General features: G+C 64.5%; 16 protein-coding genes. 8 read left to right on the top strand and 8 right to left on the bottom strand.

Translation table 11 applies throughout. From position 1 onward, the window contains the following. Positions 1 to 61: 61 nt before the first annotated feature. From AC2FNY_RS15700 to AC2FNY_RS15690, 3 genes are read left to right on the top strand one after another with little or no spacing between them, the layout of a single operon-like run. Complete coding sequence (locus AC2FNY_RS15700; protein ID WP_496803033.1) at positions 62 to 2,827, top strand: S8 family serine peptidase; 2,766 nt, start codon at positions 62 to 64, stop codon at positions 2,825 to 2,827. Next, complete coding sequence (locus AC2FNY_RS15695; protein ID WP_496803032.1) at positions 2,824 to 4,830, top strand: trypsin-like serine peptidase; 2,007 nt, start codon at positions 2,824 to 2,826, stop codon at positions 4,828 to 4,830. Before AC2FNY_RS15700 ends, AC2FNY_RS15695 begins: the two co-directional genes overlap by 4 nt. Beyond that, positions 4,830 to 8,126: a hypothetical protein gene (locus AC2FNY_RS15690; protein WP_496803031.1), complete on the top strand. Its 3,297-nt coding sequence runs from the start codon at positions 4,830 to 4,832 to the stop codon at positions 8,124 to 8,126. Before AC2FNY_RS15695 ends, AC2FNY_RS15690 begins: the two co-directional genes overlap by 1 nt. A 42-nt stretch (positions 8,127 to 8,168) precedes the next feature. Here the strand turns inward: AC2FNY_RS15690 and AC2FNY_RS15685 are convergent, their stop codons facing one another. Then, entirely contained in the window at positions 8,169 to 9,344 is a 1,176-nt protein-coding gene (locus AC2FNY_RS15685; RefSeq protein WP_496803030.1) for a helix-turn-helix transcriptional regulator, read from the bottom strand. A 404-nt stretch (positions 9,345 to 9,748) separates the two neighbouring features. Between AC2FNY_RS15685 and AC2FNY_RS15680 the strand changes: the two genes are divergently transcribed. Next, positions 9,749 to 11,674 (top strand): di-heme-cytochrome C peroxidase, encoded by a 1,926-nt coding sequence (locus AC2FNY_RS15680; protein WP_496803029.1) that lies wholly within the window; start codon positions 9,749 to 9,751, stop codon positions 11,672 to 11,674. A gap of 224 nt (positions 11,675 to 11,898) precedes the next feature. Here AC2FNY_RS15680 and crcB read toward each other — a convergent pair whose 3' ends face one another. The 7 genes from crcB to pobA all read right to left on the bottom strand — a co-directional run bounded on the left by crcB (position 11,899) and on the right by pobA (position 16,552). Next, on the bottom strand, positions 11,899 to 12,261 hold the full coding sequence (crcB, locus tag AC2FNY_RS15675) for a fluoride efflux transporter CrcB (RefSeq protein WP_234168210.1): 363 nt from the start codon (positions 12,259 to 12,261) through the stop codon (positions 11,899 to 11,901). Continuing rightward, the gene (locus tag AC2FNY_RS15670) at positions 12,258 to 12,638 is read right to left on the bottom strand and encodes a FluC/FEX family fluoride channel (RefSeq protein ID WP_496803028.1); all 381 of its coding nucleotides are present in this window, start codon (positions 12,636 to 12,638) and stop codon (positions 12,258 to 12,260) included. The genes crcB and AC2FNY_RS15670 overlap by 4 nt, the downstream gene beginning before the upstream one ends. Before the next feature lie 31 nt (positions 12,639 to 12,669). Next, on the bottom strand, positions 12,670 to 13,509 hold the full coding sequence (locus AC2FNY_RS15665; RefSeq protein WP_496803027.1) for a 3-oxoadipate:acetyl-CoA acetyltransferase: 840 nt from the start codon (positions 13,507 to 13,509) through the stop codon (positions 12,670 to 12,672). A 15-nt stretch (positions 13,510 to 13,524) separates the two neighbouring features. Next, positions 13,525 to 14,145: a protocatechuate 3,4-dioxygenase subunit alpha gene (pcaG, locus tag AC2FNY_RS15660; RefSeq protein WP_496803026.1), complete on the bottom strand. Its 621-nt coding sequence runs from the start codon at positions 14,143 to 14,145 to the stop codon at positions 13,525 to 13,527. 64 nt (positions 14,146 to 14,209) lie between these two features. After that, a complete protein-coding gene (gene pcaH / locus AC2FNY_RS15655) occupies positions 14,210 to 14,938 on the bottom strand; it encodes a protocatechuate 3,4-dioxygenase subunit beta (RefSeq protein ID WP_234143722.1) in 729 nt (242 codons plus the stop codon). A 44-nt stretch (positions 14,939 to 14,982) separates the two neighbouring features. Further along, complete coding sequence (pcaC, locus tag AC2FNY_RS15650) at positions 14,983 to 15,360, bottom strand: 4-carboxymuconolactone decarboxylase (RefSeq protein ID WP_496803025.1); 378 nt, start codon at positions 15,358 to 15,360, stop codon at positions 14,983 to 14,985. Positions 15,361 to 15,382: 22 nt separating this feature from the next. Then, positions 15,383 to 16,552, bottom strand: coding sequence for a 4-hydroxybenzoate 3-monooxygenase (gene pobA, locus AC2FNY_RS15645; protein ID WP_496803024.1), 1,170 nt, complete (start codon positions 16,550 to 16,552; stop codon positions 15,383 to 15,385). A gap of 92 nt (positions 16,553 to 16,644) precedes the next feature. Between pobA and pcaQ the strand changes: the two genes are divergently transcribed. The 4 genes from pcaQ (at position 16,645) to nosZ (ending at position 22,120) form a co-directional block, all read left to right on the top strand. After that, entirely contained in the window at positions 16,645 to 17,562 is a 918-nt protein-coding gene (gene pcaQ, locus AC2FNY_RS15640) for a pca operon transcription factor PcaQ (RefSeq protein ID WP_234184873.1), read from the top strand. A 72-nt stretch (positions 17,563 to 17,634) separates the two neighbouring features. Next, complete coding sequence (locus tag AC2FNY_RS15635; RefSeq protein WP_496803023.1) at positions 17,635 to 18,033, top strand: DUF2946 family protein; 399 nt, start codon at positions 17,635 to 17,637, stop codon at positions 18,031 to 18,033. After that, on the top strand, positions 18,027 to 20,198 hold the full coding sequence (locus AC2FNY_RS15630; protein WP_496803022.1) for a 4Fe-4S binding protein: 2,172 nt from the start codon (positions 18,027 to 18,029) through the stop codon (positions 20,196 to 20,198). The genes AC2FNY_RS15635 and AC2FNY_RS15630 overlap by 7 nt, the downstream gene beginning before the upstream one ends. A 14-nt stretch (positions 20,199 to 20,212) precedes the next feature. Further along, positions 20,213 to 22,120 (top strand): TAT-dependent nitrous-oxide reductase, encoded by a 1,908-nt coding sequence (nosZ, locus tag AC2FNY_RS15625; protein ID WP_496803021.1) that lies wholly within the window; start codon positions 20,213 to 20,215, stop codon positions 22,118 to 22,120. The last annotated feature ends 3 nt before the right edge of the window (positions 22,121 to 22,123 follow it).

Here is a 22,123-nt window from a genome sequence, read left to right as displayed (position 1 = left end):
GTGCTAGAGTTGCGGGATATTTGAGACCTGATTTCCCATTCGCATATTGAAGGAGACCGCCATGCTGGACCTGTTGAAAGCAGCGGCGCGGGTGGCCACACCCACGGGGCAAGAGGCGCTGCCCACAGACATCCTGTCCTTTACCCTGGAATACCCCGAACCGGTCACGGTTGAGGCCGTGCGCGGCGCCATCGCGACACTGCTGGAAGCGGATCGGTTCGACTTGTTCCGCGCGACCCAGGCGGATGACGACATGCTGGTCCTGCAATTCCCTGGCGTTCCGATCGAACAATCGCCCGGATACCTCTTTGCCGAGGCGGCGGCGTTGAAAGAGGCGCTGGGTCTGGTTTCGGTCACGCCCGATATCCTGCCGCCCTTCACCGATGCCGAAAGTGTGCCTCCCCCTGTTGAAAATGTGGGCGATGTGATCTGGGACCTGTGCCGGGCGCACACGCCGCCGCTGGCGGATCGCAACTGGGCGCTGCGGCTGATCCGGGCCGACCGGGCAATGACACGGTTCGGGGTCACCGGCGCCGGTCAGCGGATCGGCCAGCCCGATACCGGCGTGGCCGCCCATAACGAACTGGATCACGGTATCGACATGGCGCGGGGTTACAATTTTGTCGACAACACGCCTGACCCGACCGACCCGCTGTTGCCCTCTATGGGATCACCGGGCCATGGCACCGGCACCGCCTCGCTGGTGATCAGCCGCCGCTCGGGCCGGGTCAATGGCAGCGCACCGCGCGCCTCGCTGGTGCCGTTGCGGACCAATAACGCCGTGGTGGTCGGGTCCTGGGTTCCGGTGGCCCGCGCGCTTGACCACGCGCGGGCCCAGGGCTGCCGGATCGTGACCATGAGCCTGGGCAGCGGCTTTGGCCCACGGGTGATGCGCCGGGCTGTGGCGCGCGCGGTCTCGGCGGACATGATCGTGATGGCGGCGGCGGGCAATTGCGTGCGTTTCGTCACCTATCCCGCCTTTGACCGAAACGTGATCGCGGTGGCCGGGGTCGACCATGCCGGGCGGCGCTGGCGCGGCTCGTGCCGGGGCCCCGAGGTCGACGTCTCGGCCCCGGCCGAGAACCTGCATGTGGCCCGCCGCCGTCCGGGTCAGGTTGATCTGAGCGATGTGACCGATACCGGGCAGGGTACCTCCTTTGCCGTTGCGCTGACGGCCGGGGTGGCGGCGCTGTGGCTGGAGCATCATGGCTGGAGCGCGCTGCGGCAAGAGGCGCATCGTCGAGGCTGGCCCCTGCAAGAGCTGTTCCGCGCCGCGCTGCGTCAGACCGCGCACGCGCCCGCGGGCTGGGATCACGGCATGATGGGTGCGGGCATCGTCGATGCCGAGGCGCTGCTGGCGCTGGACCCCGCCGACATCGTCGGGGGGGCGGCCTCGGAAAGCGCCGGTCCCGCCGAGCTGCTGTTCGGCGCCGATTTCGACGCAGGCGGATTGCAGGCCGAGGCGGATTACCTGGCCTTTGACTGGCGGCTGCGCGAACAGCCCGAAGCCTCGGTCACGGTCGAGAACGCGATGCGCGAAATGCCGTCCCCGGCGCTGGCCGATCTGTTGGGAGACCGGCAACCGCTGGGCGCACCCGGGCTGGTGCTGGCCCCCGCCGCGCCGCCCGCACCGCTGGATCGCGCCTTTCGCCGGGTGGCCGCCGGGCGCGGCGGCACCACCGAGAGCGCGACCGATCTGAGTTATGAGGCCTCGGTCGACCGGCTCAGGGGCGAGGGGCTGGATACTGTCATGGAAACGGTCAACGACTTGTTCAAGGCGCGGGCCGAGTCCGCGCCCGATCTGGTCGATACCGCCATGCAGGCCGAAGCGGCAGACAAGATCCGGCAGGCGGTGCAATCGCATCTCGACCCGGACCGCGATGTGCGGCTCAGCCCGGGCGAGGTCGGCTATGCGCTCGAGGCTCTGGTCAAGCTCAGCGGGCGACCCGCGATCCGGGTCCATGAGAGCGGAGACGAACTGTTCGATCCGCTGCTGGGCAGTTGGCGCGCCGACCTGTTGACGGCGGTCGACCGCTGGCAACCGCTGGTGCGCGCGGTGGGCCGCATCGACGCCCGCAACCCGCAAGGGGTCTGGGTGCATGTGGGCACCGGGTTCCTGCTGTCGGACGGGCTGGTGATGACCAACCGCCACGTGATCGACGCCTTTGCCGAGCCGATGCCCGAGGAAAACGGCCAGCGCCCGTTCAAGCTGCGCTTTCCGGTCTCGATCATCTTCGACCCCGAGGCCTCTGACGAAACCACCCGCTATACCCTGACCGAGGTGGTAACGGCGGGCGCGTCCCGGATCGGGCGGACGGTCAACATGGCGCGGCTTGACATGGCGTTGATGCGGATCGACCCCGACAACAGCCACGCGCCGCCGCCCGACCCGATCGACCGGGGCCTGATCTCGACCACCGATCCGGCGCTGACCAAGATCCTGGTGGCGGGTTATCCGGCCGAGCCGCGCAATGTGCGCGGACCCGACCCGCGCGAGGACCGGGATACCTATCTGGCCTTCTGGGCGCGGCTGGGCGAGCTCTATGGCGACCGCTATGGGGTGAAATACATCAGCCCCGGCATGATCGAGGCACGCCCCGGCGCGGTGGCGGGCGATCCGCGCGGCTGGGCCTTCAGCCATGATGCGACCACCTTGCCCGGAAACTCGGGTTCGGCCATCCTGTCGCTGCACAATCCGGGCCAGCTCTGCGGGCTGCATTTCGGCGGGCAGTCGATGGAGACCAACCTGGCACATGATATTGAGGCGGTGCTGGGGATGGGCGACGGGGCCTTTGCCACCGGGTTGCTGAACGGGCAGGGGGAATGACGGAACAGGACTGGACCGAGGAACGGCTGATCTCTTGTGTGCTGGGCGTGGTGCGGGGGTTGCATTTCGCGCGTCCACAATTGCGCGGTTGGTACGATGGCTGGCTGGCCGCCCGGCGTCTGCCGGGGGCGCCGGTCAGCTTTGCCCATGCAATGGTGGTGACCGGGCGCGGTGGCGGGCTGGACCCGGCCCGCGACGCCGATGCGCTGTGCCTGGCGCTGGCCGCCCTGCGCGGACCGCAGGCGGTGGCCGACTGTTTTGCCGCCGCTGTGTCGGCGGGCCTGTTCGACATCGGTGCCGCGGCACCCTTGCCGGTGCATCGCCGTCAACTGGCGCAAAAGATGATCAGCGCGCTGGGGCTGAAGCGCGCCCATGCCTCGCTGCAACGGGCCAATACCGAATCCCTGGTGAACGAAACCGCGTTCTGGACCGATCCCGGCAATATCCTGCCCGGCATCATCCTGGGCCGCAGGCGGCTGTGCCGGGTCGAGGCCCGGAATGATATGGGCGATCGGGTGACCGGCAGCGGCTTTCTGATCGGTCCCTCGATGGTCCTGACCAATTTCCACGTGATCAAGGATGTGATCGAGCTGGACCTGGAGCCGGGCGATCTGCAAATCCGCTTCGACTATTCGTCGACAACCGGCATCGAAGAAGGCAAGGGCGCCGTGTTCGACGTGGCCGAGGACTGGCTGGTTGCTCACAGCGAGACCGGGCCCGTTCTGGAGGAAGATTACGCCTGGGACAAGCTGGCCAAGCGGCGTGGCTGGCTGAACGCGGTCGAAGGGTTCTGGGATTATGCTGTCATCCGGCTGACCGGAGCGCCGGGCCTGCAACGGGGTTGGTTCGACCTGGCGCGGGTAACACAGGACGTGCCGAACGGGGTCTGGATCCTGCATCATCCGGGGTCTGAGGAACACACCATCACCGGCGGCAAGGTGGTCTATGGCCAACCGCGCCAGCACCGGCTGTTCCATCAGGCGACCACGGCGCACGGCTCCTCGGGCGGACTGGCGCTGGACCAGAACGGCCAACCGGTGGCCCTGCACTATCTGGGGCTTGAGGCCCTGACCCCGCCACCCGATGCCCGTCACCACCGCGCGCTCAACGTGGCGGTGCCGCTGACCGCGATCGCCGCTGATCTGACGGCCAAGGGGATGCTGGGCAAGCTGGCCGAAATCCCCGGTCTCAGCCCGGTGGGGGGCTGTCTGGACGGGCGCCGCCCGGTCTTTGGCCGGGCCGACTACATCGCCGCGCTGGAGCAGCTGTGGAAAGGCGACCGCCGTATTCTGCGGGTACATGTGGAATCCGACAAAGACGTGCCGATCACCCGTCCCGGCAAGAGCTTCTCGGTCGAGATCCTGCGCGCACTCTTTGCCGCGCCCGAGCATCACCATATCGTGTTTCGCGCCGGAGACGTGCAGGTCGACGCCTATCGCATGGCCTGCGATACGCTGGCCAGCTTTGCCCCCGATGCAGTGGCCAGCCTGCCCGAAGCGCCCGACACGACAACGCCCGCCTATGTCAAACGGCTGGTGTCGAAATTCATGCAGCAGGTCAGCGACCGGCTGGGCGACCGCATGGTCTGGATCCTGCTCGACGATCTGGACCGGCATGACCTGTCCGATGCCTCGGGGCGCGAGTTTCTGTCGACGCTGTATGACCAGATCGGGCGGCAGGACAATCTGCGGCTGGTGCTGATCGGGTTGCGCGAGGATGTCCAGATCAACGGGCTCGACCCCAATCTGGTGCTGAAATCGGCGATCCGCACCCGGGATCTGGCCGATCCGGGACAGGTGTTCCGCCAATGGCTGAACCTGCGCGGCGCTCGGGACACGCCGTTCGACGAGACCAGCCTTGGTTTTCTCAGCAATATCGTCGCCTCGCTCGCCGGCGCGGAGGCGCCGCTGGAGCGGATGTCGGAATTTGTCGAAACCCATGTGGCGGGTGCGGCGGATGCGCTTTTTGGACGGGTCGGCGCACGGGTTGGAGAGGAGGAGTAATGCGAGAGGCCCTGATCGACCTGGCGCACGAGCTGAGCGCGGTTTGCGGTTGCTACGAGCCTGACGAGCTGTGCGACGCGCTCGGGGTCGATGGGCGGCCCGACCTGCGCCACAGTGTTCTAGGCGCGCTGTCGCGTGGCGTGACCGAGGTTCTGTGCCCGGCGCCGGGGGCGGCGCCCCGCTATGGCTGGATGCTGGCGCCCGATCCGCGCAACGCCGCGCTGCGCCGGTTCCTGACCCGGGCGCAGCTGGATCAGGCGCTGGATCTGGCGCCGCCACCCTGGGCCGACGATCTGTTCGGGCAGGTGCTGCACCAGCTGCTGGCCGGTGCGCGGGTCGAGGTGGCCCGGCCCAAGAGCAGCGATGACGAAACCCGCCTGCTGACCCATCTGCGCCACAACGCCGCCATCCTGGACGCGGTGCAGTTTGCCCGTGCGGTGCCTGCGCTGAACGGCAGCCCGCTCGAAACGCTCGAAAGCGAGGCCAAACGGCAAATTCAAGAGGTGCAGAAATGGCGCGATCTGGTCATCGTGCTGCCGCGCCGCCATTTCGGCTATGACAATGTACGTCGGCGCCTGTCCCGCTTTCTGCGCGGCAAGACCAAGGATACGCGGCCTCTGCTGCTGACCGGTACCGGGGGCATCGGCAAATCGGCCGTGCTGGCCCGGCTGTTGCAGGATTGGCAGACCCGCCGCGATGCCCCGATCACCGTGATCCTCGATTTCGACCGGCCACAACTCAAATCCGGGGCGCCGTTCCAGATCGCCCGCGAGATTCTGAACCAGATCGCCATGGGCGTGACCCGCACGTTGGAACCGCCCGAGGCCGCTGCGAATGTGTCCAGGCAGCTGCGGGCACGGCGGGCGGCCCTGTCCTCGACCGATCTGATGGGCGAGGTGCGCGATCATGGCGCCCAGGCCGATTTCCTGGAAAGCCAGCTGCCCGGCTGGTTCCGGGGCGACTGGGCGCATGGACTGCGCTCGCAGCCCATCGCGCTGGCCTTTGACAGTTTCGAGGCGGTCGACCGGCAGGGCGGCGAGGTGGTGCGCCTGATCCTCGCGGTCGAGGAACAGTTCCGCCGCGAGCTGCCCGGCCTGCGCTGCGTTCTGTCGGGTCGCGCCGAGCCGCTGGAGGGCGACGAGCTGGACGATCGCTTTGGCCCGGCCTCGCGCCGTATCGCGCTGGATGGTCTGTCGGTCGAGGCGGGCGCGCAGCTGATCGAGGAAGAGGACCGGCGCCTGTCCGAGCAGGACAAAGAGCGCAAGGGCCTCGACCGCCCGCCGGTGCTGAGTGACGAGACCCAGCGCCGCACCGTCAGCCGCCTGCTCAAGGGGCATCCGTTGGCGTTGCTGATCTTTGTGCAATACGCGCGCGGCCATGACGGCGATATCGCCGATCTGATTGCTGACCTCGAAGAGGATGGCGCCGAAGCGTTCCGCTCGGAATTCGCCCATCGCTTCCTCTATGAACGCATCCTCGACCGGATCGACGATCCCGAATTGCGCAGCCTGGCCCATCCCGGTCTGGTGCTGCGGCAGATCAACACCGACCTGATCCGCTTTGTGCTGGCGGTGCCCTGTCTGGGCCTCCCCGAGGGTACCGTGCTGCCGCTGAGCAAGGCAGCGGCATTGCGCGAAAAGCTGGAGAACGAATACTGGCTGGTCGAACCGGGAGAGCCGCCCTTTGACCTGCGCCACCGCGCCGATGTGCGGCGAATGATGGTCGCCGGCCTCTTTGCCGGCCCGCGTGAGGCCGATACCGCCGCCGACCGCAAACGCAAGGCGCGGCTGCGCAAGGATGCGCTGGCGGTCTGTTCCGCCGCGCGCGACTATTTCCGGCTGGGTCCGCCCGATGGCGCCGATCAGGGCGCTCGCCAAAGGTGGGAGCGGATGGACCCCGAGATGCGCGATCTTCAGGCGCTCTATTACGAGGCGTTTCTGTCACCGCGCGAGGTGCCGGAATTTGATGCCGTTACCGCGCGGGCGCTGGACCTGTCGCTGGGCGAGGATCTGGACACCCTGCCCGCCGCCTGGCGGGCGCGGGTGAATGTGCTGCTGGGCCGGGTGCTGAGCAAGGAAGAGGCGTTCGATCTGGGCGACGATCTGCGCGAACTGGCCGAAAAGCAGGAATTCACCTCGGCCGCGCAACATGGGCTGAGCACGGCAGACGAGGATTTCACCACCGTCAGCGATTCCAGCGAAAGCCGCGCCGCTGATCCGCTGGGCGTTCGGGCGCATGAAGATGTCTATCGCCCCGACGGGTCCGACTGGCGATCGGCCTCGCGCCTGTCGCGCGACATCCAGCGCGCCTTTGCCGCCGCCCGGTTCGCCGAGGTAGCCGATTTGGCGCCGCGCTATTTCGAAGCGTTGCAGACCCGCAGCAAGGACGAGGCAAAAGAAGATAAGGCAAGCGCCTTGCAACGCGGATATTGGCGGCATCCGATCTGGCAATGTCTGCTGGTGGCGGGCAGCGGAATGGATACGGTGGCAATGGCCGCTGCCGCTGACGCGAATATGGAGTTTGTGGGTGATCATCGCGCGATCTTGAGCGCGATCGCCTATACCGAAGCACGACCTGAACCAAAGGTGTTGGAAGGTTTGGGTGACCTGCGCTTTACCAGTTCAAAATCCTATATAGACGCCTACCGCCTGGCCGAAAGTCCTCTGGATGAGTGGCTGATCCGGTCTCGGCCACGCTCGGCCACGTTGTGGCGATGGGGGCGTTCAGAGAAGCCCGCTGTTTGCTCTCCGCGCGCCTTGGCGCTGGCGGCAGGGCGGGTCAAGCGGGCGGAGGAGGAGTTCGGCGCCCTGTTCGAGGCCGCGCCGGATCTGGCCGGTCGATTGGAGAAGTTCTGGGCCCATGGCGCGCCGGGGATTTCGGATATCACCGATCTCTATCGCCAGTTCGGCGAGGAAGAGGACCTGACCCGGCTGCTGGCCAGCGATGCGCTGCCGCAGACGGACCTGGCCTGTCGTATGTTCCGCGGGCTGAACCCTGACCTCTACCCGCCCTTGCGGCGCATCCTTGAGGAGCAGGAGGGTGAGGTGGTGCTGCGTCTGGCCGAGGCGCTGGCCCAACGGGCCCGCCATTGGCCGGAAGAGCTGCGGATGTCGGCGCTGAGCGGGTATAGCCGCAACCAGTCGGCAACGCTGGTCGAAGTGGCCGATCAATGCGGCGAACTGGGCACTCTTTGCGCCTGTCTATCGGAGTTCGACAGCCGCGCCGGCACGGTGCGCGAGATGTTTGACAGCCTCACGGCGTGGTTCTTCCCGTTCGCGCAAGAGCTGGAGGTCTAGACCTGATCACAAGCGACCTGTGATGACGGTCGAAATGGCCGATTAATCCCTGACCAGGAAACCAGACGAGATATTTGTCGCCATGCGGATGGCCTGGGTCCGGTTGCCGCAATTGGATTTCGACAGGATCGACTTTACCTGCGAGTTGACCGTGTCCAGAGAACGGCCACGTTCTTCGGCGATCTGCTTGTTGGTTTTGCCTTCGGCCATCAGTTCGAACACGGCGCACTCGGCTTCGCTCAGGTCAAACAAGGCGGCGATGGTTGGCATTTCCAGCCGATAGGTGCGGCTGGTGTCCGTGCTCATCAACAGGTACCCGTCCAGCGCCTCGTTTCCAATGTCATCTGCCTGATGCAGGGGAGAGATGTCGATGCACAGCGCATCGCCGTTATGGGAGTCGCTCTGATGAACGGCCTCCAACGCTTCCTTGCGGGGGCGGGCGCCGAATCTGCCATGTTGTTTCGGATTGCCCAGCAAGGCGCGGGCGCGGTTCAGATCGTCATCGCTACGAAAACTCAGCTTGCCCTGCGGGTCTCGGCGGAATACGCCGCTTTCCTCGGACTGGCGGCGGAATTCTTCGTTGCCGGCGATCACGTTCATGCGCTTGTCGAGAACACAGAAGCCTACATCCAGCTTGTCCAGTGCATTCATCACTGTGTCGTGCCGTTTCTGTACCGCCTGAAGCGGGCGCCCGATGCTGAGCGCCTTGGCAATATGCGGTAACAGCCGCGATGCGCGCGCCAGCCGCTGCGGCAGGTCTTCTGAGGCGTCCGAACCGAATTGCATCGAAAACCGGTCGTGAAACAGCTGATCCTTGTTCAACAGCGCGCCACAGCGATAGCGGATGCCATATTCCATCATCGTTTTCTGATTGGGCCGCGCCAGCAGTTCGGCCTCGGATGCGGCCAGCACCGAATCGGGAATCAGCTGAATGTCGTCCGAGGCGCGGGAATGACGCGCAAAAACGGCCTGATCGGCGATTTCCAGATCGTTGTGCTGGTTCAGATACCCTTCCACCAAGTCGATCTGGTAGGTGTCGCTGAAATGCGAGGCCAGCAGATGCGGCTGATCGCCCGGCGTTTCGACCTCGAAGATCATCGCACCGATCCCCCCAGCATAGCGCGCGATCCGTGTGAGAAGCTCCGGCCACTTTCCAGGGTCCAGCGCGGCATCGTAAATTGAGAGAACGAGTTGATCGTGCTGGTCAGTCGGGGCCATGGGTCTTGATGATTCGAGGGGTCTTTTCACGAATATAGCGTGTTTCACCATTTCGGGTGATTATTGTCGCATTTCCAAGCCTTACCCTACGTCTCATTGATAGCTGAGAGTGAGTGGCTCGGTAAAAATCATAACCTGCTGAGTTGGTGCCTGTGTAAGGCCGTTCATCGAACGGTGCAGGGTTTCGTCGGGGAATTTCGACCCGGTCCTACGTCAAGAGCGGTTGGCAGCGGGTACCACTCAGCATTTTGGTTGGGTGGGATTGAAACGGGCGTAGAGGCCCAGAAAACTGAACAAGACATTTGAAAAACACGCAAGGGTTGCGGCAAGATGGCGTCGTTACCCCCAGTGTGACTTGGTTGCGGGGCATGGAACGGGATGCGCAACAGACCGGAGATAGACTGATGATTTCGAAACAGCTGATTGGTATCACCCTCGCGACTGGTCTGGTTGCCATCACGGCGTCGGCAGAGCGGGCGCAGGCGCAAGCAGGTTGGAATGTTTGTCGCGACGTGGAATGCCTCGACCAGGGCTGGAACGATGCGCAACGCCGATGGTGGTACACCACCACCCAGGGTTCGCGTCTGTTGCCGCTGTCCTGGATGCGTGCGCTGGAACAACCCGGTGACGGGGATGGGGCGATCCGCGCCTTTCTGGACCGTGCCTATATGGACGAGCTGGGCTATATCGCCAATCCCGACCCGGTGCACAATCCCGAGGGGCTGCCGCTGGGCTGGGTGGTGGATCAGGACAAGACCCTGGATGCCGACCTGATGTGCGATACCTTCCCGGAAACCTGCGATGCGCTGACCATGCGTGAACCCTGGGTCGGGCTGACCTGCTCGGCCTGCCACACCAACGAGATCACTCATCAGGGCCGCCGCCTGCGGGTCGAGGGCGCGCCGACGCTGGCCGATTTCCAGCGGATGGAAGAGGACCTGTTGCAGGCGCTCAAGGACACCGTCGCCGATCGTGACCGGTTCGACCGTTTCGCGCGCGCGGTGCTGGGGTCCGACCAGACGATCGACGGGCGCGAGTCGCTGGAACTGCAACTCAACGAACAGATCGTCTGGCAACAGGTGCTGGCCGACAAGAACGCAGCACCCAAGGTACGCTATGGCCATGCCCGGCTGGATGCGCAGGGCCATATCCTGAACAAGGTGGCGCTGACCATCCGCCATCCGAACCAGATCACCAATGTGCTTGCCGACGCGCCGGCCAGCTATCCGCATATCTGGAACACCTCACAGCAGGACCAGCTGCAATGGAACGGTATCGCGCCGCGCATGTTCAAGATCCGGTTCCTGGGTGAGAATACCGAGCTGGGCGCGCTGGTGCGCAATACATCCGAAGTGATTGGCGTCTTTGCTCATCTCGAAACGGACAAGTCCAAGGTCCTGCGCGGCTACCCCTCCAGCGCCCGGGTGCGCGAGCTGATTTCGCTGGAACGCCAGCTCGAAAGCCTGCAATCGCCGCGCTGGCCCGAGGAGATGCTGGGAGCCATCGACTGGGATCTCGCAGCACGTGGGCGCGAGGTCTTTGCCCGCAAGATCGACGGTGAAAGCTGCGCCGACTGCCACAGCCACATGGCGCCGACCGATACCAGCAGCAATATGAAAATCAGCATGACGCCGCTGGCAGAGTTGGGGACGGATGTGTTCACCACCTGCAATACCTTCCTGCACCGCTCGAAATCGGGCAATTTCGGCGGTCAGCTGGTGGATACCAAATTCACCCGTATCGACCGGGACGAGGATTATACCCGCCTGATGCTGGTCAACGCGACCGTGGGCACCATCCGCGGCAAGCTGTTCGAGGTTCTGGCCGCGATCCTGGGAGAGGATGATCGGCCCAGCGGGATTCGCACCGAGACCGGGTTGGTGACCGAATACCTTCCCGGTGTCAGCGACGCGAAGAAGAAAGCCGATGCCGAGGAATGCCTGACGCAGGAGCATCCCCTCTTGGCCTACAAGGCCCGTTCGTTGAACGGGATCTGGGCCACCGCGCCCTATCTGCATAATGGTTCGGTGCCGACGCTCTATGACCTGCTGTTGCCCGCGCGCATGCGCAACGTCGCCACCGCGCTTGACGCGGAACTGCCCGAGGACGCGGCCACCCGGCCCGAGGTCTTTGGCGTCGGCAGCCGCGAGTTTGACCCGGTCAAGGTCGGTTTCGTGTCGGGTCTTGACCAGAACCCGTTCACCTTCCGCGCCCGTGGCGAGGATGGCGAGCCGATCCCGGGCAACTTCAATTCGGGCCACGATTATGGCACCGCGGGTTTGAGCGAGGAGGACCGCCGCGCGTTGGTCGAATACCTCAAGACGCTGTAACCAGGCGGTGCGCCTTCGGCGCGCTCGGGATTTCGTCGTCGTTCCTCCTCCTCGGCGCGGGATGAGAGGTGACGTATCCTCGCCCCGGCTGCGCGGTTTGCCGGGTGCGGCGCCTTCGGTGGGAGTATTGTGAACCAGAAAGAAGCAGGGACCCTCTTGTTTCTTTCTGGTCGGAAATACTCCAGGGGGTCTGGGGGACTGGTCCCCCAGCGAGGTCGTCAGGATCAACCGCTCAGAGAGGTCCCCAACAGGTAGGCAAGCGCGCAGAGCGCCACGCTGGCGAGGATGTTGACGGCGGCGCTGGCGATCGAGCGGGCGCGATGCAGGTCGAGCGTCTGATAGGCAAAGCTGGAGAAGGTGGTGAAGCCGCCACAGAAACCGAGGATCAGCTGGCGGCTTTGGTCCGGATCCGCTGCACCGGTTGCGGGTTGGCCGAGCCAAATACCCAGCAGCAGGGTACCGAGCACATTGACCACAAGGGTTGCGAGCGGCAGGTCATGTGTCACGCGACGCGCGACCCAGTGGCGCAGGACCGCCCCGAGACCGCCGCCGAGTGCAAAGAGCGCATGCAGGGCAAAGGTCGTCATCGCCGCGCCTCGTGGCTGCGCCCCAGCGCTTCGCCCAGGATGGCGGCGGCAAGGCCCGCGGCGATTTCCACCGTCATGGCGACGAGGCCGATGGACCAGCCGCCGGAATTTGTGAGCCGGTCCAGTTCGAGCATGAATGAGGAAAAGGTCGAAAGACCGCCACAGAACCCCACTGCGCCCAGATGAAGCAGATGGGGGTGTAGCCGGTGGCGGATGGCAAAAAGCCAGCCGAGCACGAAACAGGCGGCGGTGTTGATGCCGAATGTGGCGGTGAGGAAGGGTAGTCCTGGCAGTTGGGTACCCAGCACCTCGCGCAGGACAGAGCCGATTGCCCCGCCCGCGAATACCGCCAGATAGCTGCCCGCCTTTTGTCTCATCGGGTCCGCATAGCGGGGTGTGCGCCCGTTTTCAATTCCGCGCCGTTGCCGGAAGGTCGAGAAGCTCACGTGCCTGCTGCCAGGTGGCGACGGGGCGCTGGTATTTCTCGCAAAGTTCAACGCTGCGCCGTACCAGCGCGGCGTTGGAGGGCGCAAGCGTGTGCCGGTCGAGACGGATATTGTCCTCTAGCCCCGTGCGGGTGTGTCCGCCCGCAGCGATGGCCCATTCATTCACCGCCAGTTGATTGGCGCCAATACCGGCGGCGCACCATTCGGCTTGCGGCGCACGCGTCTGCATCATCCGGACGTAGAAATCGAACACTTCGCGATCGGCAGGCATCGCGTTCTTCACCCCCATCACGAATTGCACATAGAGTTTGCCGTGGAGCAGCCCGCGTTCGTGCATGTCGATGGCGCGCAGGATATGGCTGAGGTCGAAGGCCTCGATTTCCGGGGTGACCTGATGGGTCCGCATCTCGGAGGCCAGCCATTCGACCAGGTCGGGCGGGTTCTCGTAGACCCGCGTGGGGAAGTTGTTGGACCCGACCGAGAGCGAGGCCATGTCAGGTTTCAGTGGCAACATGCCACCGCGCGCCCGACCGGCCCCTGACCGACCGCCGGTCGAGAGTTGCACGATCATACCCGGGCAATGCGTGTGAAGCCCCTCCAGCAGGCGGGCAAAACGGTCGGGGTCGCTGGTGGGGGTGCCGTCGTCGTTGCGCACATGGCAATGGGCGATGGTGGCGCCGGCCTCGAACGCCTCATGCGTGCTTTCGACCTGTTCGCTGACCGTGATCGGCACGGCGGGGTTGTCGGCCTTGGTGGGAACGGAGCCGGTGATCGCGACGCATATGATGCAGGGCTTGTCCATGGGCGGTCTCCGGTCTCAGATATCGAAGAAGACGGTTTCCTGCGGGCCTTGCAGGTGAATGTCGAAACGGTAGAGCGGTTTGCCCTCGCGTTCGCCTCGGACAGCGATCAGGGTGGCGCGGCGGTTTTCCCATTCGATCAGGTTCAGCACCGGGTCGGCGGCATTGGCATCGGCCTCGTCACCGAAATAGAGCCGGGTGTTGAGGCCGATATTGATTCCGCGCGCCACGATCCAGAAGTTCAGGTGCGGCGCCTGTATCGCGCCGTTGCGGCCTGGCACCGGGCCGGGCTTGACGGTGTCGAACGCCCACTCGCCGGTCTCGAAATCGGTGATCACCCGGCCCCAGCCGCGAAACCCTTCCTCGACCCGGCCGGCGTGTTCGGGATGGGCATGGATGCCGGCGGCATTGGCCTGCCAGACCTCGATCAGCACATCCTTGACCGGACTGCCGGTGCCGTCGATCACCCGGCCCTCGACCCGGATACGCTCACCGGCGGCATTGGGTCCGGCGATGTCCCAGCCCAGTTCCTGCTTGTAGATGTCGAATCCGGCGGCGCCGGGGGCCAGACCTATATGCACATAGGGGCCTGCGGTTTGGGACGGAGTTTCCTTCAGATAGTCGAGCTTCTGGACCATGATCCTCTCCTCGTTGTCGCGTTTGCGAACCGGAAAACCGGGTTTCGCTTCCAGTGGAAACGCATCAATTTCCCTCAAGCCGGTTCTCGAACAGGGTCGAGCGGCGCCCGCGCAGCACCACGTCGAAGCGATAGGCCAGACAGTCGAAGGGGATCGCGGCATTCATGTCGAGCGGAGCGATCAGGCGGTCGATGGCGGCGGGGTCGGGGATGGTGTTGACGATCGGGCATTTGTGGATCAGCGGGTCGCCCTCGAAATAGAGTTGGGTGATCAGCCGCTGGGCAAAGGCGGTGCCGAAGATCGACATGTGGATATGGGCGGGTCGCCAGCTGTTGACCCAGTTGCGCCAGGGATAGGCGCCGGGTTTGACGGTGCGAAAGTAGTAATAGCCGTTCTCGTCGGTCAGGGTGCGCCCGCAACCACCGAAATTGGGATCGATGGGGGCCAGATAGGTATCTTTCTTGTGGCGATACCGCCCGCCTGCATTGGCCTGCCAGATTTCCACCAGCGTGTTCGGCACAGGCCGAGAATTTTCGTCGAAAATTCTCCCATGCAAGAGGATCCGCTCGCCGATGGCGCTTTGGCCCGTCTGGGCGTAGTTGTGGATCAGGTCATTGTCGTCGGCGCCGATATCGGTGTGGCCGAAAACCGGGCCGGTGATCTCGCTCACCGTGTTCTCGAGGCTGATCAATGCCTGCCGGGGAGAGCGCGCAACCGAGGTCTTGTAGTCGGGGACATGCGCGGGCGGATGCCAGGCGCGGTCACGCTGGTAGAATTCGCCGGGTTTGGTCATCTGGGCTGTCTCCTCTTGACTGGGCCGTTCGCGCTCCGGTCCGCTCATTCCGCTTCCATCTCGTCATAGGTCTGCCGCGCCAGCTTCAGCGCCTGATTGGCGCGCGGCACGCCGGCATAGATCGCCACATGCTGGAAGGCCTCGAGCACGTCCTGCTTGCTGGCGCCGGTCCGGGTGGTGGCACGGATGTGCATGGGAATTTCGTCGAAATTCCCCAGCGCCGCCAGCAGCGCCAGTGTCAGCATCGATCGTTCCCGGTCGCTGATCCCGTCGCTGGCCCAGACCGTGCCCCAGGCGCCTTCGGTGATCAGGGTCTGAAACGGGCTTTCGAACTCGGTCCGGTTCGCCTCGGCCTGGTCGACATAAGCGTCACCCAGCACCTGGCGGCGTACCTTCATTCCGTTGTCATAGCGTTCTGACATTCGTCTTCCTTTCCGCCACGCCCTAGTAGGGCAGACCGACATAGTTCTGTGCAAGCACCGTTTGCGCATCGCGGCTGTCGCGCAGGAATTCCAGCTCGGCCCGCTGGATGCGCAGGTCGAATTCGGTCTGCTCGGGAAAACGGTGCAAAAGCTTGGTCATCCACCAGCTGAACCGCTGGGTTTTCCAGATGCGGGCCAGTGCCTGTTCGGAATAGCGATCGATCCCCTCGGCCTCGCCGGTCTCGAACACCTGCACCAGCGCGTGATACAGGTAATGGATATCGCTCGCCGCCGTGTTCAGCCCCTTGGCGCCGGTTGGCGGCACGATATGGGCCGCATCGCCGCACAGGAACAGCCGCCCCCAGCGCATCGGTTCGCAAACAAAGGACCGGAGCGGTGCGATGGATTTCTCGATCGATGGCCCGGTGACCAACCGGTCCCCCACCGCGCGTGGCAGCCGCTGGCGGAACTCGGTCCAGAAGGCATCATCGCTCCAGTCCGTGACCTTGTCGGACAGGGCACACTGGATGTAGTAGCGGCTGAGCGTGGCGTTTCGCATGGAACAGAGGGCAAAGCCGCGCTCGGACAAGCTATAGAGCACTTCGTCGCTCACAGGTGGCGTTTCGGACAACAGCCCCAGCCATCCAAACGGATAGACCTGTTCATATTCCTTGCGGATGCCGGCCGGAATGGTTTGTCGACTGATCCCGTGGAACCCGTCGCAGCCCGCAACATAGTCGCAGTCGATCCGGTGTTCGCTGCCGTCACTGCTGTAGGTGACATAGGGCGCGTCGCTGTCGGCATCGTGGATCGTGACACCCTCGGCATTGAACACCGTCTTGCCGCCCACAGCATCGCGGGCGTCATAGAGATCATGCGTCAGTTCGGTCTGGCCATAGACCACCACGTGTCGCCCGATCAGATCCTCGAAACTGATGCGGATCTGTTCCTCGCCATGGGCCAGGATGGTGCCGTGATGCACGAAACCTTCGCGGTCCATCCGCTTGGCGACACCGGCCTCGCGCATCAGGTTGACGAATCCCGCCTCAAGCACACCGGCCCGGATGCGGCCCAGCACATGCGCGCGTGACTGGCGTTCCAGTACCACCGTGTCGATGCCCTTGCGATGCAACAGCTGCCCCAGCAGCAGGCCCGAGGGGCCACCTCCGACAATCACTATTTGCGTGCGCATCGTGTCTCCTCCCGTTGAGAACAGGATGAATGATTGAATGCGTGATGTAAAATGAGTAAAGAGGCAGTTTAGTTTCCAAAATGGGAAAGTAAATGATCGACCGTCGCATCAAGTTCCGCCACATCCAGTGCTTTGTGGAAATCGCGCGCGAGGGCAGTCTGAAGACGGCGGCGGAGAAACTGTTCCTGACCCAGCCGGCAATGTCCAAAACCCTCAAGGAGTTGGAAGAGATCACCGGCACCACCTTGATGCGCCGCAGCCGGGCGGGGGTAGAGCTGACCAAGCCGGGCGAGGTGTTCCTGCATTTCGCACGGATGTCGCTGGCCAGCCTGCAACAGGGGCTTGACGGGATCGAGACCGAGGGGCGCCGTCAGCGGGAAACGCTGTCGGTGGGGGCCTTGCCCAGCGTGGCGGCCTATCTGATGCCGCGCGCGGTGGGCGAATTCGCGCGACTGGCACCGCATGCGCTGTTGCGGATCCAGGACGGGCCGCATGGCTATCTGGTCGAACGGCTGCGTTTGGGGACGCTGGATCTGGTGATCGGGCGGATGGGGCCGCCCGAGACAATGCAGGGGCTTTCATTCACCCAGCTCTATCAGGAACAGGTGGTGTTTGTGGTGCGCCCGGGTCATCCGCTGCTGGCTGCGCCCGATCTGGCGCGGGTGGCCGACTGGCCGGTGATCTATCCGCCGCCCGGCGCCGCGATACGGCCGTTGGTCGAACAGATGCTGATCGCAAACGGGATCGGCGAGTTTCCCAACCGGCTGGAAACCGTCTCGGGCGCCTTTGGCCGGGTTCATACACGCCGCTCGGATGCGGTCTGGATCATCTCGCGCGGGGTGGTTGCCAACGAGATTGCCGAGGGGCGATTGGTGGCGTTGCCGTTCCAGACCGGGCTGACCAGGGGGCCGGTGGGGTTGATGACGCGGCCCGACCGGCCGGATAGCCCGGTGGCGCAGCTCTTTGCGCTGGCGTTGCGGAATGTGATCGCAGCCGAGGTAGGGGCCTGACCAAAGTCAAGTAAGCGGCGCGGCGGGACGCATAGGACTCGGGCCAGACGCAATCCCGTGCCCGAGGTGCTTATGCCCCGCCAGACCGACATACCGGACCCGATCCGCAGCGCCCTGCGCCGTGTCGGCGGTGTCTTGGGCATCGTGCTGATGGTGCTGCAACTGTTGGCACCGCAGCTGGCCCAGGCAGGTGAGGGCGCGTGGATCGAGATCTGCTCGGAAGAGGGCGCGGTCTGGATCCAGATGCCGGTCGAGGGCACGGATGATCCCTGCCCCGATTGCGGCGATTGCCTGATGTGTTCGACAGCGGTTGATTTCATGACGCCCGCCTATGGCGGGGTCGTCGAACCGGTCCTCCTCGACGCCCGGCAACCGACCCGAACCGACGTGTCGGCTCGGGCGGCGCGGAACCGGCTCTGGCCCGAGACCCGTGGCCCCCCAATCCAAGACAAGAGAGGTGCGATGTGCTGATCACACGCGTCATCCGGGTTCTGCTGACCCTTCTGTTTCTGGCCCCCATCCCGGCGCTGGCCAGCGACCTGCCCCGGTTTCTGGCCGCGCTTGCACCCGCCGATCTGGCCCCCGGCGCCGACGCCTTTGGCCCGCTGCGCGAGGATGTGCCGGTGGCGCCGGTGCTCAAGGGCGGCGAGACCGTTGCCTGGGCCTTTCTCACCTCGGATTTCGTGGGCACCACCGGCTATTCCGGCAAGCCGATCCATGTGATCGCCGCCATCGACGCCGACGCGGTGCTGACCGGCGTCAAGCTGGTGGAACATTCCGAACCGATCGTGCTGATCGGCATCCCCAATTCCAGGATGGTCGCCCTGACCGAGGGCTATCAGGGTCTTGACCTCAAACGCGAGGCCGAGACCGGCGGCGAGGGGCATGACCTCGACATCATCTCGGGCGCCACGGTCACCATCATGGTGATCGACGACAGTCTGGTGCGCGCAGGGCTCAAGGTGGCGCGCGCGCTGGGTCTGGGCGGCCTGTCGCCCGCCACCCCCGAAGGCCCGCGTCGCGAGATCGACATGGGTCAGACCGGGACCAGTGACTGGTTCACCCTGTCGGGCGACGGCTCGGTCCGGCGGATGACCCTGGATATCGGGCAGGTCAACGCGGCCTTTGAGGCCACCGGTGACGCCCGCGCCGTCAAGCGCCCCGAACCGGGCGCGCCCGAGGATACGTTCATCGACATGCACCTGGCGCTGGTCTCGGTCCCCGAGATCGGTCGCACCCTGTTGGGTGAGGCGGAATATGCCAACCTGCAAAACTGGCTTGAGCCGGGCGAGCAGGCCATTCTGGTACTCGGGCGCGGCGCTTACAGCTTCAAGGGCTCGGGCTATGTGCGCGGCGGTATCTTCGACCGGATCCAACTGATCCAGGGCGACAGCGCGGTGCGCTTCTTCGACCGTCAGCAACGTCGTCTGGGCACGGTCGCTGCGACGGATGCCCCTGCGTTCTCGGAACTTGACCTCTTCAAGATCCCCGCCGATGCCGAATTTGACCCGGCCGCCCCCTTCCGCCTGCAACTGTTGGTGCAGCGCGCCGTGGGCGCGGTGGAGAAAAGCTTCCTCACCTTCGATCTGGGCTACCGCCTGCCGGAACGCTTCCTGCTGCCTGCCGCCGCCCCGGTGGTGGTCGAGGATGCGAGCGACGAGGCCGCCGCCAAGGCCGCGCTGTGGCAACGGATCTGGAAGGACCGCACTGTCGAGATCGGCATCCTGAGCGCGATGCTGCTGGTGCTGACCGCGACCTTCTTCTTCCAGTTCCAGGCCACGATGAACGCGCGCGTCTTCTACTGGTTCCGCATCGCCTATCTGACTGCGACGCTGTTCTTCATCGGCTGGTACGCCAACGCGCAGCTGAGCGTCGTCAACCTGATGGCGCTGGCGGGAAGCCTGCGTTCGGGCTTCAGCTGGGACGCGTTTCTGCTCGACCCGCTGGTGTTCATCCAGTGGTTCGCCGTGGCCGCCGCGCTGATCTTTTGGGGGCGGGGGGCCTATTGCGGCTGGCTCTGCCCGTTTGGCGCGCTGCAAGAGCTGACCAACAAGGTCGCCCGCGCCTTGCGCCTGCCGCAATGGACCCTGCCCTGGGGCCTGAACGAGCGGCTCTGGCCGGTGAAATACATGATCTTCCTGGGTCTGTTCGGTCTCAGCTTTGTCTCGATCCCGCTGGCCGAAACCTATGCCGAGGTCGAACCGTTCAAGACCGCGATCATCCTCAAGTTCATGCGCGACTGGCCGTTTGTGGTGTTTGCCCTGCTGCTCCTGCTGATCGGCCTTTTCATCGAACGGTTCTATTGCCGCTACCTGTGTCCGCTGGGCGCGGCGCTGGCGATCCCCGCCCGTATCCGCATGTTCGACTGGCTGCGCCGCTACAAGGATTGCGGCAATCCCTGCCAGACCTGTGCCAACGAATGCCCGGTTCAGGCGATCCACCCCACGGGTGAGATCAATCCGAACGAATGCATCACCTGCCTGCATTGTCAGGTGCTCTATCAGTCCGAGGCCAAATGCCCCGTCGTCATCCGCCAGATCAAGCGGCGGGCGCGCACAGGGACGGTCGATCCGAAACTGACCCTCGGACACCCACCGGCGAACCATCCAAACGCCAAACCGCAAGAAGCTTCCTGAAAGGAGGAACGATCATGTCGGACCACGATAACAACCTGAGCGTCACCCGCCGCGGCCTGTTGGGCGCGACCGCTACCGGGGCCGTTCTGGCCAGCACCGGGCTGGGGGCCACCCTGATGACCGCGCGCGAGGCATCCGCCGCCGCCAAGGCCAATCTGGAGCCCGGCGAGCTGGACGAATATTACGGCTTCTGGTCCTCGGGCCAGACCGGCGAGCTGCGCATCCTCGGCATCCCCTCGATGCGCGAACTGATGCGGGTGCCGGTGTTCAACCGCTGCTCGGCCACCGGCTGGGGTCAGACCAACGAGTCGCTCAAGGTGCTGACCGAGGGCCTGCTGCCCGAGACCAAGCAGTACCTCGCCGCCAACGGCAAGGTCACCTATGACAACGGCGACCTGCACCACCCGCATATGTCGTTCACCGATGGCACCTATGACGGGCGCTACCTGTTCATGAACGACAAGGCAAACACCCGCGTGGCGCGCGTGCGCTGCGATGTGATGAAATGCGACAAGATCATCGAGATCCCCAACGCGCATGACATCCACGGCCTGCGTCCGCAGAAATACCCGCGCACCGGCTATGTCTTTGCCAATGGCGAGCATGAGGCGCCGCTGGTCAATGACGGCCAGGTCCTCGACGATCCGTCGCAATATGTGAACATCTTCACCGCGATTGACGGCGACAGCATGGAAATCGCCTGGCAGGTGATCGTGTCGGGCAACCTCGACAACACCGATTGCGATTATCAGGGCAAATACGCCTTCTCGACCTCGTACAACTCGGAAATGGGCATGAACCTGGCCGAGATGACCGAGAACGAGCAGGACCATGTGGTCGTGTTCAACCTCAAGGAAATCGAGGCCGGCATCGCCGCGGGCGACTATCAGGAGCTGAACGGCGTCAAGGTCGTCGACGGGCGCAAGGGCGCGGGCAAGAACTATACCCGCTATATCCCGATCCCCAACAGCCCGCATGGCTGTAACGCCGCCCCCGACAAGCGCCACATCATGATCAACGGCAAGCTGTCGCCCACCGTCTCGGTGATCGACGTCGAAAAGGTCGATGCGCTGTTCTCGGACAATGCCGATCCGCGCTCGGCCATCGTGGCCGAACCGCAGCTGGGTCTTGGGCCGCTTCACACCGCGTTCGACAACAAGGGCAACGCCTATACCACCCTGTTCCTGGACAGCCAGGTGGTGAAGTGGGACATCGCAAAGGCGATCGAGGCCTATGCCGGTGCCGATGTCGACCCGATCCTCGACAAGGTTGATGTGCAGTATCAGCCGGGCCACAACTCGACCTCGATGGGCGAAACCGCCGAGGCCGACGGCAAATGGCTGATCTCGATGAACAAGTTCTCGAAGGACCGGTTCCTGAATGTCGGCCCCTTGAAGCCCGAAAACGAGCAGCTGATCGACATCTCGGGCGACAAGATGAAGGTGGTGCATGATGGCCCGACCTTTGCCGAGCCGCATGACAGCATCATCGTGCACCGGTCCAAGGTGAACCCGGTCAATGTCTGGGATCGCAACGACCCGATGTGGGAAGACGCCCGCCAGCAGGCCGCCGCCGATGGCGTCGATCTGGAGGAAGGTGCCGAGGAACCGATCCGCGACGGCAACAAGGTGCGGGTCTACATGACGTCCGTGGCGCCGACCTTCAGCCTTGAGAAGTTCACGGTGAAACAGGGCGACGAGGTGACGATCTATGTCACCAACCTCGATGATGTGGATGACGTGACCCACGGGCTGTGCATGGCCAACTTTGGCATCGCGATGGAAGTGGCGCCGCAGGCCACCGCCTCGGTCACCTTTATCGCCGACCGTCCGGGCGTGCACTGGTTCTATTGCCAGTGGTTCTGCCACGCGCTGCACATGGAGATGCGCGGCCGGATGTTTGTCGAACCGCGGGGGGCATAAATC

This window comes from Ruegeria sp. BHSC223 (assembly GCF_059613025.1).
The sequence above is the reverse complement of the archived record's forward strand: the minus strand, read 5'-3'. Positions and strand labels throughout refer to the sequence as shown.

Bases quoted from the DNA above. Each gene is read 5' to 3' on its own strand.
- AC2FNY_RS15700 (WP_496803033.1), top strand. From the start codon at position 62: ATGCTGGACCTGTTGAAAGCAGCGGCGCGGGTGGCCACACCCACGGGG.
- AC2FNY_RS15695 (WP_496803032.1), top strand. From the start codon at position 2,824: ATGACGGAACAGGACTGGACCGAGGAACGGCTGATCTCTTGTGTGCTG.
- AC2FNY_RS15690 (WP_496803031.1), top strand. From the start codon at position 4,830: ATGCGAGAGGCCCTGATCGACCTGGCGCACGAGCTGAGCGCGGTTTGC.
- AC2FNY_RS15685 (WP_496803030.1), bottom strand. From the start codon at position 9,344: ATGGCCCCGACTGACCAGCACGATCAACTCGTTCTCTCAATTTACGAT.
- AC2FNY_RS15680 (WP_496803029.1), top strand. From the start codon at position 9,749: ATGATTTCGAAACAGCTGATTGGTATCACCCTCGCGACTGGTCTGGTT.
- crcB (WP_234168210.1), bottom strand. From the start codon at position 12,261: ATGACGACCTTTGCCCTGCATGCGCTCTTTGCACTCGGCGGCGGTCTC.
- AC2FNY_RS15670 (WP_496803028.1), bottom strand. From the start codon at position 12,638: ATGAGACAAAAGGCGGGCAGCTATCTGGCGGTATTCGCGGGCGGGGCA.
- AC2FNY_RS15665 (WP_496803027.1), bottom strand. From the start codon at position 13,509: ATGGACAAGCCCTGCATCATATGCGTCGCGATCACCGGCTCCGTTCCC.
- pcaG (WP_496803026.1), bottom strand. From the start codon at position 14,145: ATGGTCCAGAAGCTCGACTATCTGAAGGAAACTCCGTCCCAAACCGCA.
- pcaH (WP_234143722.1), bottom strand. From the start codon at position 14,938: ATGACCAAACCCGGCGAATTCTACCAGCGTGACCGCGCCTGGCATCCG.
- pcaC (WP_496803025.1), bottom strand. From the start codon at position 15,360: ATGTCAGAACGCTATGACAACGGAATGAAGGTACGCCGCCAGGTGCTG.
- pobA (WP_496803024.1), bottom strand. From the start codon at position 16,552: ATGCGCACGCAAATAGTGATTGTCGGAGGTGGCCCCTCGGGCCTGCTG.
- pcaQ (WP_234184873.1), top strand. From the start codon at position 16,645: ATGATCGACCGTCGCATCAAGTTCCGCCACATCCAGTGCTTTGTGGAA.
- AC2FNY_RS15635 (WP_496803023.1), top strand. From the start codon at position 17,635: ATGCCCCGCCAGACCGACATACCGGACCCGATCCGCAGCGCCCTGCGC.
- nosZ (WP_496803021.1), top strand. From the start codon at position 20,213: ATGTCGGACCACGATAACAACCTGAGCGTCACCCGCCGCGGCCTGTTG.